The sequence below is a fragment of the Rhodococcus sp. UFZ-B548 genome (assembly GCF_903819475.1).
GTDB lineage: Bacteria > Actinomycetota > Actinomycetes > Mycobacteriales > Mycobacteriaceae > Rhodococcus_F > Rhodococcus_F erythropolis.
This window is the reverse complement of the sequence record NZ_CAIJDS010000032.1, coordinates 1-12,675: the sequence shown is the minus strand read 5'-3', so window position 1 is coordinate 12,675 and position 12,675 is coordinate 1. Positions and strand designations below refer to the sequence as shown.

The 12,675-nt window shown below is 62.9% G+C and carries 13 protein-coding genes; 2 read left to right on the top strand and 11 right to left on the bottom strand.

All coding sequences use genetic code 11. From position 1 onward, the window contains the following. Positions 1–20: 20 nt before the first annotated feature. Together uraH and uraD are read right to left on the bottom strand one after the other, a co-directional pair. A complete protein-coding gene (uraH, locus tag H7C86_RS23690; RefSeq protein ID WP_020907070.1) occupies positions 21–350 on the bottom strand; it encodes a hydroxyisourate hydrolase in 330 nt (109 codons plus the stop codon). Continuing rightward, positions 347–865, bottom strand: a complete 519-nt coding sequence (gene uraD / locus H7C86_RS23685) for a 2-oxo-4-hydroxy-4-carboxy-5-ureidoimidazoline decarboxylase (RefSeq protein WP_020907071.1) — start codon at positions 863–865, stop codon at positions 347–349. The genes uraH and uraD overlap by 4 nt, the downstream gene beginning before the upstream one ends. A gap of 116 nt (positions 866–981) precedes the next feature. Between uraD and H7C86_RS23680 the strand changes: the two genes are divergently transcribed. Continuing rightward, on the top strand, positions 982–1,782 hold the full coding sequence (locus H7C86_RS23680; RefSeq protein WP_021343698.1) for a tyrosine-protein phosphatase: 801 nt from the start codon (positions 982–984) through the stop codon (positions 1,780–1,782). Here H7C86_RS23680 and H7C86_RS23675 read toward each other — a convergent pair whose 3' ends face one another. The 9 genes from H7C86_RS23675 to H7C86_RS23635 all read right to left on the bottom strand — a co-directional run bounded on the left by H7C86_RS23675 (position 1,783) and on the right by H7C86_RS23635 (position 10,727). Continuing rightward, the gene (locus H7C86_RS23675; RefSeq protein ID WP_019747741.1) at positions 1,783–2,145 is read right to left on the bottom strand and encodes a VanZ family protein; all 363 of its coding nucleotides are present in this window, start codon (positions 2,143–2,145) and stop codon (positions 1,783–1,785) included. Then, positions 2,142–2,492: a hypothetical protein gene (locus H7C86_RS23670; protein ID WP_003940792.1), complete on the bottom strand. Its 351-nt coding sequence runs from the start codon at positions 2,490–2,492 to the stop codon at positions 2,142–2,144. The genes H7C86_RS23675 and H7C86_RS23670 overlap by 4 nt, the downstream gene beginning before the upstream one ends. After that, entirely contained in the window at positions 2,492–2,917 is a 426-nt protein-coding gene (locus H7C86_RS23665; RefSeq protein ID WP_020907074.1) for a DUF1707 domain-containing protein, read from the bottom strand. The genes H7C86_RS23670 and H7C86_RS23665 overlap by 1 nt, the downstream gene beginning before the upstream one ends. Positions 2,918–2,993: 76 nt before the next feature. Next, the gene (locus H7C86_RS23660) at positions 2,994–4,790 is read right to left on the bottom strand and encodes an acetyl/propionyl/methylcrotonyl-CoA carboxylase subunit alpha (RefSeq protein ID WP_019747743.1); all 1,797 of its coding nucleotides are present in this window, start codon (positions 4,788–4,790) and stop codon (positions 2,994–2,996) included. Between the two features lie 138 nt (positions 4,791–4,928). Then, positions 4,929–6,329, bottom strand: a complete 1,401-nt coding sequence (locus H7C86_RS23655) for a condensation domain-containing protein (protein ID WP_020969197.1) — start codon at positions 6,327–6,329, stop codon at positions 4,929–4,931. A 4-nt stretch (positions 6,330–6,333) separates the two neighbouring features. Then, on the bottom strand, positions 6,334–6,750 hold the full coding sequence (locus H7C86_RS23650) for a SufE family protein (protein ID WP_019747745.1): 417 nt from the start codon (positions 6,748–6,750) through the stop codon (positions 6,334–6,336). Then, positions 6,747–7,652 carry a sulfurtransferase gene (locus H7C86_RS23645; RefSeq protein ID WP_019747746.1) on the bottom strand — a complete coding sequence of 302 codons (906 nt, stop codon included), beginning with the start codon at positions 7,650–7,652 and terminating at the stop codon, positions 6,747–6,749. The genes H7C86_RS23650 and H7C86_RS23645 overlap by 4 nt, the downstream gene beginning before the upstream one ends. A 118-nt stretch (positions 7,653–7,770) precedes the next feature. Further along, positions 7,771–9,234 (bottom strand): condensation domain-containing protein, encoded by a 1,464-nt coding sequence (locus H7C86_RS23640; RefSeq protein WP_020907076.1) that lies wholly within the window; start codon positions 9,232–9,234, stop codon positions 7,771–7,773. Further along, entirely contained in the window at positions 9,234–10,727 is a 1,494-nt protein-coding gene (locus tag H7C86_RS23635; RefSeq protein ID WP_020907077.1) for a condensation domain-containing protein, read from the bottom strand. Before H7C86_RS23635 ends, H7C86_RS23640 begins: the two co-directional genes overlap by 1 nt. A 150-nt stretch (positions 10,728–10,877) precedes the next feature. Here H7C86_RS23635 and H7C86_RS23630 point away from each other — a divergent pair, with 150 nt between their 5' ends. Beyond that, positions 10,878–12,575 carry an MFS transporter gene (locus H7C86_RS23630; RefSeq protein WP_019747749.1) on the top strand — a complete coding sequence of 566 codons (1,698 nt, stop codon included), beginning with the start codon at positions 10,878–10,880 and terminating at the stop codon, positions 12,573–12,575. Positions 12,576–12,675: the final 100 nt, after the last annotated feature.

Below are 12,675 nucleotides of genomic sequence, written 5' to 3'. Positions count from 1 at the left end.
TGTTTTCGGTAGTCACGTGTTCAGCTCCCGCGATAGGTGGAATAAGCAAAGGGCGACAGCAACAGTGGGACGTGATAGCCCCGCGCCGTGTCGTCCACCCGGAAGGTCACTGTCACTTCCGGGTAGAAGTTCTCTTGTCCGTTGGTCTCGAAATACGTTCCCGTGTCGAAAGTCAGGGTGTAGTGACCGGTGACCAGACCACCAGGAGCAAGTTCGGGGATGCGGCCGTCGGAGTCGGTCTCGGCGCTGGTGATCGTGACGCCGTCTCGATCACGAAGTTCGACGCGAATCCCCGCCGCGGGAATGCCCGTCGTCGCGTCGAGAACGTGCGTGCTCAGGGTCTTGCTCATGCTGCGCCTCCGGCGAGTGAATCGATCAGACGGGCAAGTCTGATTCGATTGATGGCGGCCAATTCGGTTCGAAGCACGGAACGCTCGGTCGCCGGGTCGTTTCGGAGACGGCCTCGAAGGATGTCGAGGAGCTCCGTTCCAGATTTCCCCGACGCGCAGACCAGGTAAACATGGCCGAATGTCTCTTCGTACTCGGCGTTCTTCTGTCGAAGTTCCGCGAGGACGTCTTCTGTCGCGGACGAGACTTCCGACTGTTCACGGGTCGAGGCCGCGCTTTCGCTTCGCTCACCGATTCGTGGGTGGCCGGACAGAGCGTCGTCGATCTCGGACTCGGGAAGCTCGGCCAGCACCGCATCTGCTTTGTCGAACAGAGCTTCCAGATCGGTGAACGGGCGAGACGAGGCGATTTCCTGTGCCCACACGGCGGAATGGCAACACTCGAGCAGCGCCGCGACTGCCTGGTGGTCACCGAGCGTATCGAAGGCTCCGAGACCACTGGAATTCGTTGTAGGCATGTCCACAGGATTACTTGAGCATGTTACGGATCTGTAGCGCAGCAATTACGGGAGATGATGTGTCTCGATCTTATTTCTCCGGCGGTCCTTTTCCGGTGACAGATACATTCTTAGGTATGACCGATACTCCCAAGCTGTCTTCCGTCGTACCGTCCCTGGCGAACCTCCGAGACATCGGAGGCCCCGAATCGAGCTTCGGTGGCACCATCCGCACCGGGAGTGTGTTTCGTTCCACCGATCTGGCATCGCTCAGTGCGGAGGGCGCACAGACCCTCGCCGATCTGGGCATCGTCACGATCTACGATCTGCGCACCGAGTCCGAACGCGAGACGGCGCCGGATCTGACGCCGGACGGAATCCGAGAACTCGGCCTGGACGTATTGGCGGACAAGCAGTATCGCGCCATTCCGGCTCAAATGCAGCAGATGATCGCCGACCCGGCGTTTGCTGCCGAAGCGTTGGGCGGCGGCCAGGCGCTCGAGTACTTTCAGGGAAGTTACCGCGATTTCGTGACCTTGCCGAGTGCGGTCACGTCGTACCGGCAACTGTTCGTCGACTTGGCGCAGCCGCCCAGCTCGCCGGCACTCATTCACTGCACCACGGGCAAGGACCGCACGGGCTGGGCCGCAGCCGCGCTACTGCTGTTCCTGGGTGCCTCCGAGGACGCGGTCTTCGCGGACTACCTCGAAACCAACAAGGTTCTGTTGCCGATGTTCGCGCCGCTCCTCGAGCGATTCGAGGCCAAGGGTATCGATCCGACCCTGCTCGAAGGTGTCCTCGGTGTCAGGCGCGAGTACCTGGAGGCGTCGATGGCAGAGCTTGCGCAGGTCCACGGATCGATCGAGGCCTACTTCACCGACGGCCTGAAGATCGACGCGTCGACCCAGGAACAATTGCGGAGCAACCTGCTCAGCTGATCAGGACCTGCTCGGCTCGTCGTCGCGGGCCGTTCGACGCCGCATCACGAGGCTGACGATACCGATCCCGATGGCGATGCCGAGCAGGTCGGCGGTGCCGTCCCAGATCGAACCGGAACGCGAAATGGGCAGCGCTGCTTGAAGAACCTCGGACGTCGCAGCAAAAATCACGAGCCAGACCGCGGTGATCCACGCCGGGATCCGGGCGTGCAACGAGGTGATCGCCAGCACCGCGAACATCAACGTGTGAGTGATCTTGTCGGTGTTCTCCGGGCTCGACGGGACGGTGGAGCCCGGGGAGAAGAGCATGATCAGGGCAATGACCACGGCGATCGCCAGCGGCCAGTATCGGTTGTTCTTCAATTCGTCTGCCCCTCGACGACGACGAGTCCGAGTGCACCTTCGGCGAATCTGGTGACGGCGTCGGCGGCTGTCGTGAGCGCCTCGGTGTGCCCGTCGCGGGCCCAGCCGGTCAGCAGGGCGGTGGAGTCGAGAGGCGTCAGAACGACCTCGGCGAGAAGCTCACCGGTGTTGGGCTGGCACACGGCCCAGGAGTAGACGCTGTTTTCGTGCCACTGAGCGCTCCGCTGACTCACGTAATCGGGGTCGGTGATACCGCCGTCGGCAAGGGCAGGGCGGTCGTCCACACGCTCGTCTGCGCGCAGTGCTCGCAGATACCATCCGCCTGCGTTGATCTCGATCGGCTCCATCAGTCGGAGTCCCGCTCGCGGCGACGCTTGGCTTTGCGTTCCCTGTCGGTACCGAACAGCAGTGCACCGGCGAGGGGAATCGCGAGGAACCACAACCAGGTACCGGTGACGAAGAACAGGATCACCGCGAGAATCGGGATGACGGCCATGACGCGACCGGACCAGTCGGGGTTGAATCGTCGCTCCGCCGGTGCGGCGGGAGGTGTCACCATCGACAGGGGAGCGGTGCCTGGAGCTTGATAGTTGCCCGGTAGATCGGCGAACACCGGAACGAGTTCACTGCGAGTTGTTGCGGCACTGACGATTCCGCTTCTCTCGTCGAACTCCGTGACGGTGAGGCGGCCTGCGGCGAAGTGCTCGCTCAGGAGATCGAGTGCCTGCTCGCGTTCTGCAGTGCCGATGCGAATGTCGGGGACGTCAGCCATCGTTACAGCCTACTCAAACGACTGTGCGCCTTTCCGGTAGTGGGGACTACCGGAAAGGCGCACGGGGCCGGAGGCCTTACTTCAGTTCTGCGAGAACCGTTCCCTGCGTGATTGCTGCACCCGGCTCGACGGACAGTCCGGTGACGACACCGGCCTTGTGCGCGTTGACGGGGTTTTCCATCTTCATGGCTTCGAGAACCGCGATCAGGTCGCCTTCGGCGACTTCCTGGCCTTCGGTCACTGCGACCTTGACGACGGTGCCCTGCATCGGAGCGGTGACGGCGTCACCGGATGCTGCGCCGCCGCCGGCGCCGCCGCGCTTGCGTGCCTTCGGCTTCTTGCGGATGGCACCGGATGCTGCGCCGCCGCCGTTGCCGAGCGAGAACTGGCCCGGGAGGGAAACCTCGACGCGACGTCCACCGACCTCGACGACGACGTTCTGACGCGGCAGAGCCTCGTCCTCGTCGTCGACCGGTGCACCGGAACCGGCGTACGGCTCGATGGTGTTTTCCCAGTCGGTTTCGATCCACTTGGTGTAGATGTCGAACTTCTCGCCGTCACCGACGAACGCCGGGTTCTCGACGATGTGGCGGTGGAACGGGAGGACGGTCGCGAGGCCGTCGATCTCGAACTCGGCCAGAGCGCGCGATGCCCGCTGGAGGGCTTCTTCGCGGGTGGCGCCGGTGACGATGAGCTTGGCGAGCATGGAGTCGAACTGTCCGCCGATGACGTCGCCGGCGACGACACCGGAATCGACGCGGACGCCGGGGCCCGTGGGCTCACGGTAGACAGAGACCGGGCCGGGGGCGGGCATGAAGCCGCGGCCGGCGTCTTCACCGTTGATGCGGAACTCGAAGGAGTGTCCACGCGGGGTGGGATCTTCCTTGATGGAGAGTTCTTCGCCGTTGGCGATGAGGAACTGCTGACGCACCAGGTCGATGCCCGCGGTCTCTTCCGTGACGGGGTGCTCGACCTGCAGGCGGGTGTTGACCTCGAGGAAGGAGATGGTGTCGCCCTGAACCAGGTACTCGACCGTTCCGGCGCCGTAGTAGCCGGCTTCCTTGCAGATGGCCTTGGCGGACGCGTGGATGCGTGCGCGCTGGTCGTCCGTCAGGAACGGAGCCGGAGCCTCTTCGACGAGCTTCTGGAAGCGACGCTGCAGTGAGCAGTCGCGGGTACCGGCGACGACGACGTTGCCGTGCTGGTCGGCGATGACCTGAGCCTCGACGTGGCGGGCCTTGTCCAGGTACTGCTCGACGAAGCACTCGCCGCGACCGAAGGCTGCGATGGCCTCACGGGTGGCCGACTCGAACAGCTCGGGGATTTCCTCGATGGTCTGGGCGACCTTCATGCCGCGTCCACCGCCGCCGAAGGCAGCCTTGATCGCAACCGGTACGCCGTATTCCTTGGCGAATGCGACGACCTCGTCTGCGCCCTTGACGGGGTCCTTGGTGCCGGCAGCCATCGGAGCCTTCGCGCGTTCTGCGATGTGGCGTGCCGTGACCTTGTCGCCGAGGTCGCGGATGGACTGCGGTGACGGACCGATCCAGATGAGGTTCGCGTCGATGACGGCCTGGGCGAAGTCGGCGTTCTCGGAGAGGAAGCCGTAGCCGGGGTGGATGGCGTCGGCGCCGGACTTCTTGGCGGCATCGAGGATCTTGTCGAACACGAGGTAGGACTCGGCGGACGTCTGTCCGCCGAGGGCAAATGCCTCGTCTGCGAGCTTCACGAACTGCGCTTCTGCGTCGGGCTCGGCGTAAACGGCAACGCTGCCGTAGCCGGCATCCTTGGCCGCCCGGATGACCCGTACCGCGATTTCACCGCGGTTCGCGACAAGCACCTTCGTAATGTGCGCGCTGGCATGACTGGGCACTGAGCCTCCTGTGGTTCGCATAGTCTGTCTCCGCGGTGTATTCCTCTGGGATTTCACCATCGGGGGATTGGCATCACTTCGGAGTGTATGCATCGCTTCGGCGCTGGCTGTAACCGGATCGCTAAAGCCCACTCCGGCTTAGGAAACGGTTTCGAAAACTACCGATGAGTAGCTGCCGGAGGTGCCGGTGTCCGGTTCGGCGACGATTTCTTCGACGGTCCGGCGCAGTGCGGCCACGTAGGCGTGAACCGCGGCGTTCGCCGTCTCGTTGCCTGGATACCTGACTGCGAGATTGAGGCCTTGGGGTGTGCGGTTGATCCAGATGTAGACGTCGTGCGTGTATGCCTTGCTTCGAAGTGCTCTGGCGTTCCATTCGGGCCACTGTGCGGCCTCGGGTACAAAGCGAACGTCCATGTAGGACACCACGAATCGCGGTCGAATCGGGGTTTCGAGGTGCTCACCGATCCGATCGAACGGGACAGCGGCGGCAGGCTTGACCGAAGCGATCGATTCGGCGGCGCGTGTCGCGAGGTCGCCGAACGAACAGTCCGATCCAACGGCGAACTCGACCGGGCACAGTCCGACGAACCAGCCGAGCGCACCCGCCCACTCCTGAGCGCTGCGGGTGTGAACCGGCGTCACGACCTCGAATTGATCGGATCCCGCGACTTCGCGACCCACGGCCGCAAGTCCGCCGAGTAGTCCGGCGAAATAACCCACGCCGGCGGCTGCACACGTCGAACTGAAGGCCTTGGACTGCTCGGCGTCGAGCAGCCAGGTCGACAGGCCGTTCTGAGAATCGGTTCCGCGTTCACCGATCGGTAGCGGGAACTGGGGTAACCCGTCCGTTCCGAGAGCCTTACGCCAGATCTCCACCGCAGCCTTCTCGGCTTCCATGTCGGCCATCTGCTCGCGTTCGACGGCACCGAAATCGACGTAGCTGCCGACCGGAAACAGATTTGCAGCGCTGCCGGTCGAGGCCTCGCGGTACAGCGCTGCGATCTCGTGAGCGACCAGCACGATCGAGAAACCGTCGATGATCGAGTGGTCCGCCGCGAAGAACACGGTGAACGGACCGTCGCCACCGCGGGGCGTCAACGTCGCGAAGACGTACGACGGCCAACTGTGAGGGGACGCGTAATCGTCGAACAGGCGGTGAAGGTGGTCGAAGTTGTCCTGGCTGGACGCGTCGTAGCCGTGGCTGACGACCCCGATGTCGATTCCGCCGATCGGGACGGTGTGCCGGGTGATCTCGCCACTCGAGGGCTCGAGGACGGTATGCGAGCGCAGAACTTCATGACGGTCGATCCAGCGGCCGAGGGCGACTCGGAACGCATCGACGTCGAGCGGGCCGGAAATCTCGAAAGCTGTTCCCAGCCAAGACTTGTCGCCCGCGCCTGCAGCGGAACGGTTGAGATGTGCCTCGTGAATGTAGGAGACGGGCCGCGGATCCGGAACCCAAGGCCCGGTTGCGCACGGCAACCATTCGACGAGTGCGCCGGCCGGAATCGCATAGTCGGCCAGTTCGGTGAACTCCATGTTTTCAGCCCCGCAAGTGCCGCTTGATGCGCGCGAGCATGGCCGACATTCCGCGCAGACGGAGCGGGCTCACAGCTTCTGCGAGACCGAGCGCCGAATAGAAGTCGTCGGGTACACCGAGGATCTCGTCCGCGCTGTGACCGTCGAGCCCCTGCGCGAGGATCGATGCGAAACCACGCGTCGTGGGAGCCTCGGGGGGCGCGCTGAAGTACAGACGGACGTTGTCGCGATCCGAATCGTCGACCGAGAGGAACAGCGGCGACTGACATTCGGGGACCGGCTCCATCGCGCTCTGCTCGAGCTCCGCCGGCAACGGCGGTAGCTCTCGGCTGAACTCGAGAAGAAGAGTGAGCTTGTCCGAGGCGCCGACGGCTGCGAAGTCGTCGACGATCTCGGCCAGAGCCGAAGGAAGAGTGCTCATGACGCCGATACGGAGGAAGGAACTGCGCCGGGCTCTTCGCCCTGGACGATCGGGACGCGCACTGCATTGCCCCACTCGGTCCAGGAACCGTCGTAGTTACGAACGTTCGGGTAGCCGAGGAGATGGGTCAACACGAACCAGGTGTGGCTGGAACGCTCACCGATGCGGCAGTACGCGACGATGTTGTCGTCGGCCGACAGACCGCCGTAGATCTCGCCGAGTTCGGTGCGGGTGCGGAAGCGGCTGTCCGGTGCCGCTGCCTTCGCCCACGGGATGCTGAGAGCGCTGGGAATGTGTCCACCGCGCAACGCACCCTCTTCGGGGTAGTCGGGCATGTGGGTGCGCTCGCCGGTGTACTCCTGCGGAGATCGCACGTCGATGAGCGGCCCGTCGCCCAAGTGCGCGAGTACGTCGTCCTTGAATGCGCGGATGGGAGCGTCGTTGCGCTTGACGACCGGGTAATCCGTTGACGTGATGTCGGGAACGTCGAATGCGGTGTCACGGTTCTCGGCGATCCACGCATCGCGGCCACCGTCGAGAAGACGGACGTCCTCGTGGCCGAACAGAGTGAAGACCCAGAGTGCGTAGGCGGCCCACCAGTTGCTCTTGTCGCCGTAGATGACGACGGTGTCGTCGCGGCTGATGCCCTTGCGGTTCATCAACTCTGCGAACTTCGCACCGTCGATGTAATCGCGGGTGACCGGATCGTTGAGGTCGAGATGCCAGTCGATCTTCACTGCGCCGGGAATGTGGCCGACGTCGTACAACAACACGTCTTCATCGGATTCGACGACCTTGAGGCCCGGCGTACCGAGATTCGCCGAGAGCCATTCCGTCGAGACCAAACGGTCGGGATGCGCGAACTCGGCAAACGCGGTTGAGGGATCGGGGGCAACGGGCACGGGCGTACTCCTGAAGACGAATCGTTCGGTTCGAACACGGACTTGATCGATTCTATGCGCTGCGCGCAAGGGGAGACGCCCGGAAGCAGGTTCTGCCTGCTCGTACCCGTTGCCGACACTAAATCCTCGGTGTTCCTGCCCCGACGCTCGAATCTCTCAATTGTTCGGTGACACTTCCGATCGGCGTCACGCCCCGGGCGCAGACTTCCCTCAGAATCCGGTCGAGATCGGTGAGGAAATTCACCATGGTTTCGTTTGCCGTGTCGGTGTCCGGGAAGCGCGAACGCAGCGAGAGACCACGGTTCGTTCGCGAAATCCAGAACTGGGCATCGTCGGCGACCGTCACATTGCTGATGTGATGAGCGTTGAGGAGATCATGATCGTCGGTGCCGGGTAGTTTGCGGTAATCGATGTACGACACCATGAAGACGTCGGTGCGCGTGCGTCGAATCTTGTCGCCCAAAGCATCTCGAACCTGGGCCATGGTGACGCCCTCGAGCGTCAACGCAACTCGGAACGACGCGTGCGTATGTGCAAGGGATGCACCGAAATCCGCATCGGGAGTGATCTGGACCGTGATCGGCGCGCTCGTGGTGAGCCAGCCGATGGCGTCGGCCCAGCGTGGATCTTTGCGGATGTGCAGCGGGAATTGCAGTGGAAGCGTCGCCTGTCCGGTGAACGAGTGGACGGAAAGTCCCATCGCAGTGAGGATTCCGGTGAACACGCTACCGCCGGCGGATAGGCAGATCTCGTCGAAAGTCGCGGTCAGTTCCTCGTCGAGCAGCACGCGCACATCGGCGCCCTGAGGCGCGGGCTTTCCTGCCTCGACGCCGAGATCCAAGGGGAAACTCGGCGATGTGCCACCACAAATCTCGTAGAACCTTGCCCACTCTCGGATTCGAGGGTCGTTGTCGACGGGAAGCAGAGCGTCGGCCTCCAGTTCGCAGTACCGCACGAAACTTCCCGGGTCACCCAGTCGGCTCATCACTGCGTCGACGGCCTCGTGGTCGGTCAGCTCGGGTATGGCGATCAGTCCCTCGTAGATCTGTCGCAGTTCCCCGAGAGCGATGACCAACGAGTAGCCGTCGACGAGGGTGTGATCGAAGGCGCTCAGGACCGTGTAGTGCTCTTCGCGTTCGACCGTGGCAAACGTGTAGGCGGGGAAGGTCAGTGGATCGCATACCGTCGTGAATCGCTTCTTGAGGTGCGCTCGGAGGTCTTCGGTCGAATCGAACTTCACAGGTTCCGAAGTCTCGATGTGTGTGCCGTCGGGATCGAGTCCCATTCGGGTGGTGGTGAACTCGCCCACCTCGAATCCTGTGTGCAGAGTGTCATGGCGACTGATGAACAGGCGCAGCGCGAGATCGAGTGCGGGCCGATTCAGTTCTCCGGGAAGGTCGAATGCGGCTGCCATCCACACACTCCGGCCCATGCCGTGTGTTCGCGCAGTCTCGAGATGGAAATGCTGGTTGTAAGACGGTGGTACTTCCGACTCGGTGACGGCGCCGTCCGCGGGCTGGAGCGACCATTCGGTGACGATTCCGGGCTCGAGTCCGTATCGATCGATCGAGGTGACATGCATCAGGACGCTCCCTCTGGTGCCGAGAACGAGTAGTCGCCCTGAGCTGCAACAGTTTTGATGATCTTGGAGACGTGCTCGGCGAAGCGGGTGGCCGATTCGTGGGCAATGGGGGTGTCAGGGTGGGACACGGCGATCCAGGTGCCGGTGTGCATCCGGTTGATCCACATCGACGCGATCTGAGTCTCTTTGCCGCCGACGATTCCCGTTGCCTTCGTCTCGGCGTAACTGTATGGATCCGGCATGCGGCGGCCGTCGATGTACGAGACGATCGGCGGTGGGGTGAGCGTCTTCGACAATCCGCCGGGTGCGGAATCCGACTCGGCCAAGCTCGACAGAACCAGATCGATGACTTGCTGCACAGAGACATCGAGGAGTGCCTTGCCGTCGTGGTACCCCTGCTGCCCGAGCTTTGCCAACTCGGTGAAGCGTCGCTTGTCGTCGACGTCGATGCCGACCGGGATCAGGTTGATGTACCAGCCCTGTGCAAACGAGTCGGCCTCGGTTCGTGTGCTGACCGGCGAGAGGGCGATGTACTTGTCGCGTCCGGCCAGTTCGAATTCCGCAATCGCGAGGGCGGTGAATATTCCACCGATGAAGTTGGCGCCGTTGGCTTTACAGACCGCACCGAACCTTTCGCACTCATTGTCGTCGGCCAGGTCGAAGCGTGAACCGATAGCCGGTTTGGGCGCGTCTTCCGCCCCGAGCGGGAGCGGAAATCCGGGGAACGAGCCGCCGCTGCGCATGAGGTAACCGAGCCACTGGTGCACTTCGGGGGACTGCATAGTCAGTTCGGTTGTTCGCTCGCGTTCGACGCGACCGAACTGTGCGTAACTTCCCGCGGGGCCTAGTTCGGGATGTGACCCGGTCGTTTCCGCGGCGTAGAGCTGACGCAATTCCGCGTACATCAGCACCATCGAGTTCATGTCCGAATGGGCGTGGTCGACTGCGTGGAACAGGGTGAAGCTCGGATCGGCTTCGAGGTCGGCATGGTGGTGCTCGACGGCACCGAACACGAAGGCCGGCCACTGAAGGGCACTGGTTTCCGTTGCGAACTTGGTTGCGACGAGTGCGCGGATCGCCTCGGATTCGGAGACGTCGTCGCCGACGCGGTACTCGAGTTCGATGCTCTCGACCGGCACCACGTGTCGACGGACCTCGAACGCGGTGTCCGCAGCGTCGGTGGTTGCTTCGTCGAAGGAGAACCAGCTGTGCAGCGTGTCGTGGCGACGGACGTAGCGCTGCAGGGCTCGCGTCATGGCGTCGCGGTCGAGTGTTCCTGCGAAATCGAAGGCGATACCGATCCACGGAGACTGCGGATCGCCTTTCTCTGCGGTGACGCGGGCGCGTCGCAGGTGGCGATCCTGCATCGTGGTCGGGGGTAGTTCTCGGTCGATCTCGGCTTCGGCGGCTCGTTGAGCGGAAGCATGCGTGACGCCCCATTCGATTACCCGTCCAGGAAGCGGGTGCCAATGGGTGATCAAGTTCAGATCCATCGAGTAGAACTCCTGCGTGTGTCGTCGAGAAGCCTGCTCTGAAAATGGGCAGACGACGAACTATCCCATCTGGGGGACTGAATTGTCCGAAATACTACAATCTAAACAAGAACAGGTTCTAGAAGCGTCCTGTTCGATTAGGATAATTCGGTGCTTCCGGACCCTTTAGGTGACGCTGTCGGCGCCGACCACAAGGGCGGACGGCGAGCTGGTTCTCTGACGCCCTGGCTCGGGTTGGCGACGAGTCTGGCGGCGGCGTTCATGCAGTTGCTCGACGCGACGATCGTCAACGTCGCGCTTCCGAGTATCGCCGTCGATCTTCAAGCAGGCGTATCGGCGCAGTTGCTCATGGTCAGCGTGTACATCCTGGCTTTTGCGTGTTCGTTGATCACCGCGGCCAGGTTGGGGGACCTGTTCGGTCGTAGGGTTGTTTTTCTGACCGCCCTGTTCGTATTCGTCGCGGCCTCGTTGCTGTGCGGGCTCGCTCAGAGCGCGACGATGTTGATCGTCTTCCGGGGTTTGCAAGGGTTGGCGGCCGGTTCGATGTCCGCCCAGACGTTTGCCATCATCTCGGGTCTGTTTCCGAAGGCCAGGCATCCGCGAGTGTTCGGGATCTACGGTGCGACCATCGGGCTCGCAACGGTCAGTGGGCCTCTGATCGGCGGGCTGCTGATCGAGTGGAATCTCTTCGACTGGGGCTGGCGCCTGATCTTCTTCGTCAACATTCCGATCGGCATCGCCGCCTTGATTCTCGGGTATTTCCATCTCGTCGATGCTCGCGCTGAGCATGTGCGCTCACTGGACCTCATCGGCGCCGCACTGTCATCGCTGGCGCTGTTCCTGCTGATCCTTCCCCTGGCCGAGGGAAGGGCGCGTGGATGGCCCACAGGTCTTGTTGTCATGCTCGCGATGTCGGTGCCGGTGGCATTGGCGTTTGTGCTCTACGAATCGCGTCTGGCGAAACGAGGCGGCGATCCGGTCCTTCGTCTGGAGCTTTTCCGCGACCGAGCCTTCGCGATCGGCGCGGTTCTTGCGTTCGTATTCTTCGGAACCCTGACTTCGTTGATCTTCACCATCAGTCTCACGCTTCAGTTCGGGTTCGGGTTCTCCGCATTGCGAGCGGGCGTGATGACGCTCCCGTGGGCCGTCGGCATGGGCGTGGCTGCGGTTCTCTCATCCGCGGTGTACCGGATGCTTGGAAACCGCGTTCTGATCTTGGGGATGGTCGTCTTTGCCGGCTCGCTGATCGCGTTGTCGGTCATCCTCGAACACGAAGGAACTGATCCACGCTGGCTCGCGCTCGCCGGTCCTCTCCTCCTCGGGGGCGCAGGGCTCGGACTGTTCGTGGCGCCACTGCAGACCGCGATCCTCGCGACGGTCGAACCCGCGCACGCGGGTTCGGTGTCAGGGCTGCTACCGACCGTTCAGCAGGTTGGCAGCTCGATCGGACTGGCCTTGATCGGAGTGGTGTTCTTCTCGCTCGTCGCGGGGCAAGCTCCGCAAGCAGTGCAGGGGGAGCGGCCCGAGTACGTTGCGAATCTTGAAGCTGCCGGCGTGAATCCCGGCCTGGTCGACATCGCCGAAAAGGCATTTGTCGATTGCGCGACAAGTCAATTGGCATCCGGAACACCGATGGAGGTGGCGCCGGAATGTCGCCGCGAAGGAACTGCCGGCGCCGGGGGCCAATCCGTTCAAGTGGCAGTTGATGCCGCGTACGCATCTACTCGCGCGGCGGCCGGCGAAGCGTTTCTCGAAGCCCAACGCCGCGTGCTCGCGATCATCGCAGCAATTGCGCTCGGCATCGGATTGGCCTCGACTGCCCTGCCGCGGGTCAATTCCCCAGTCTGAAAAAATACCCTTGACTCGAACGAGTGTTCGAGTATTGTTTGGGGAGGGGATCGGGGGATTCAATGAGTGTCTTGTTATCGGATGTGGTGTCTGGTTCTGC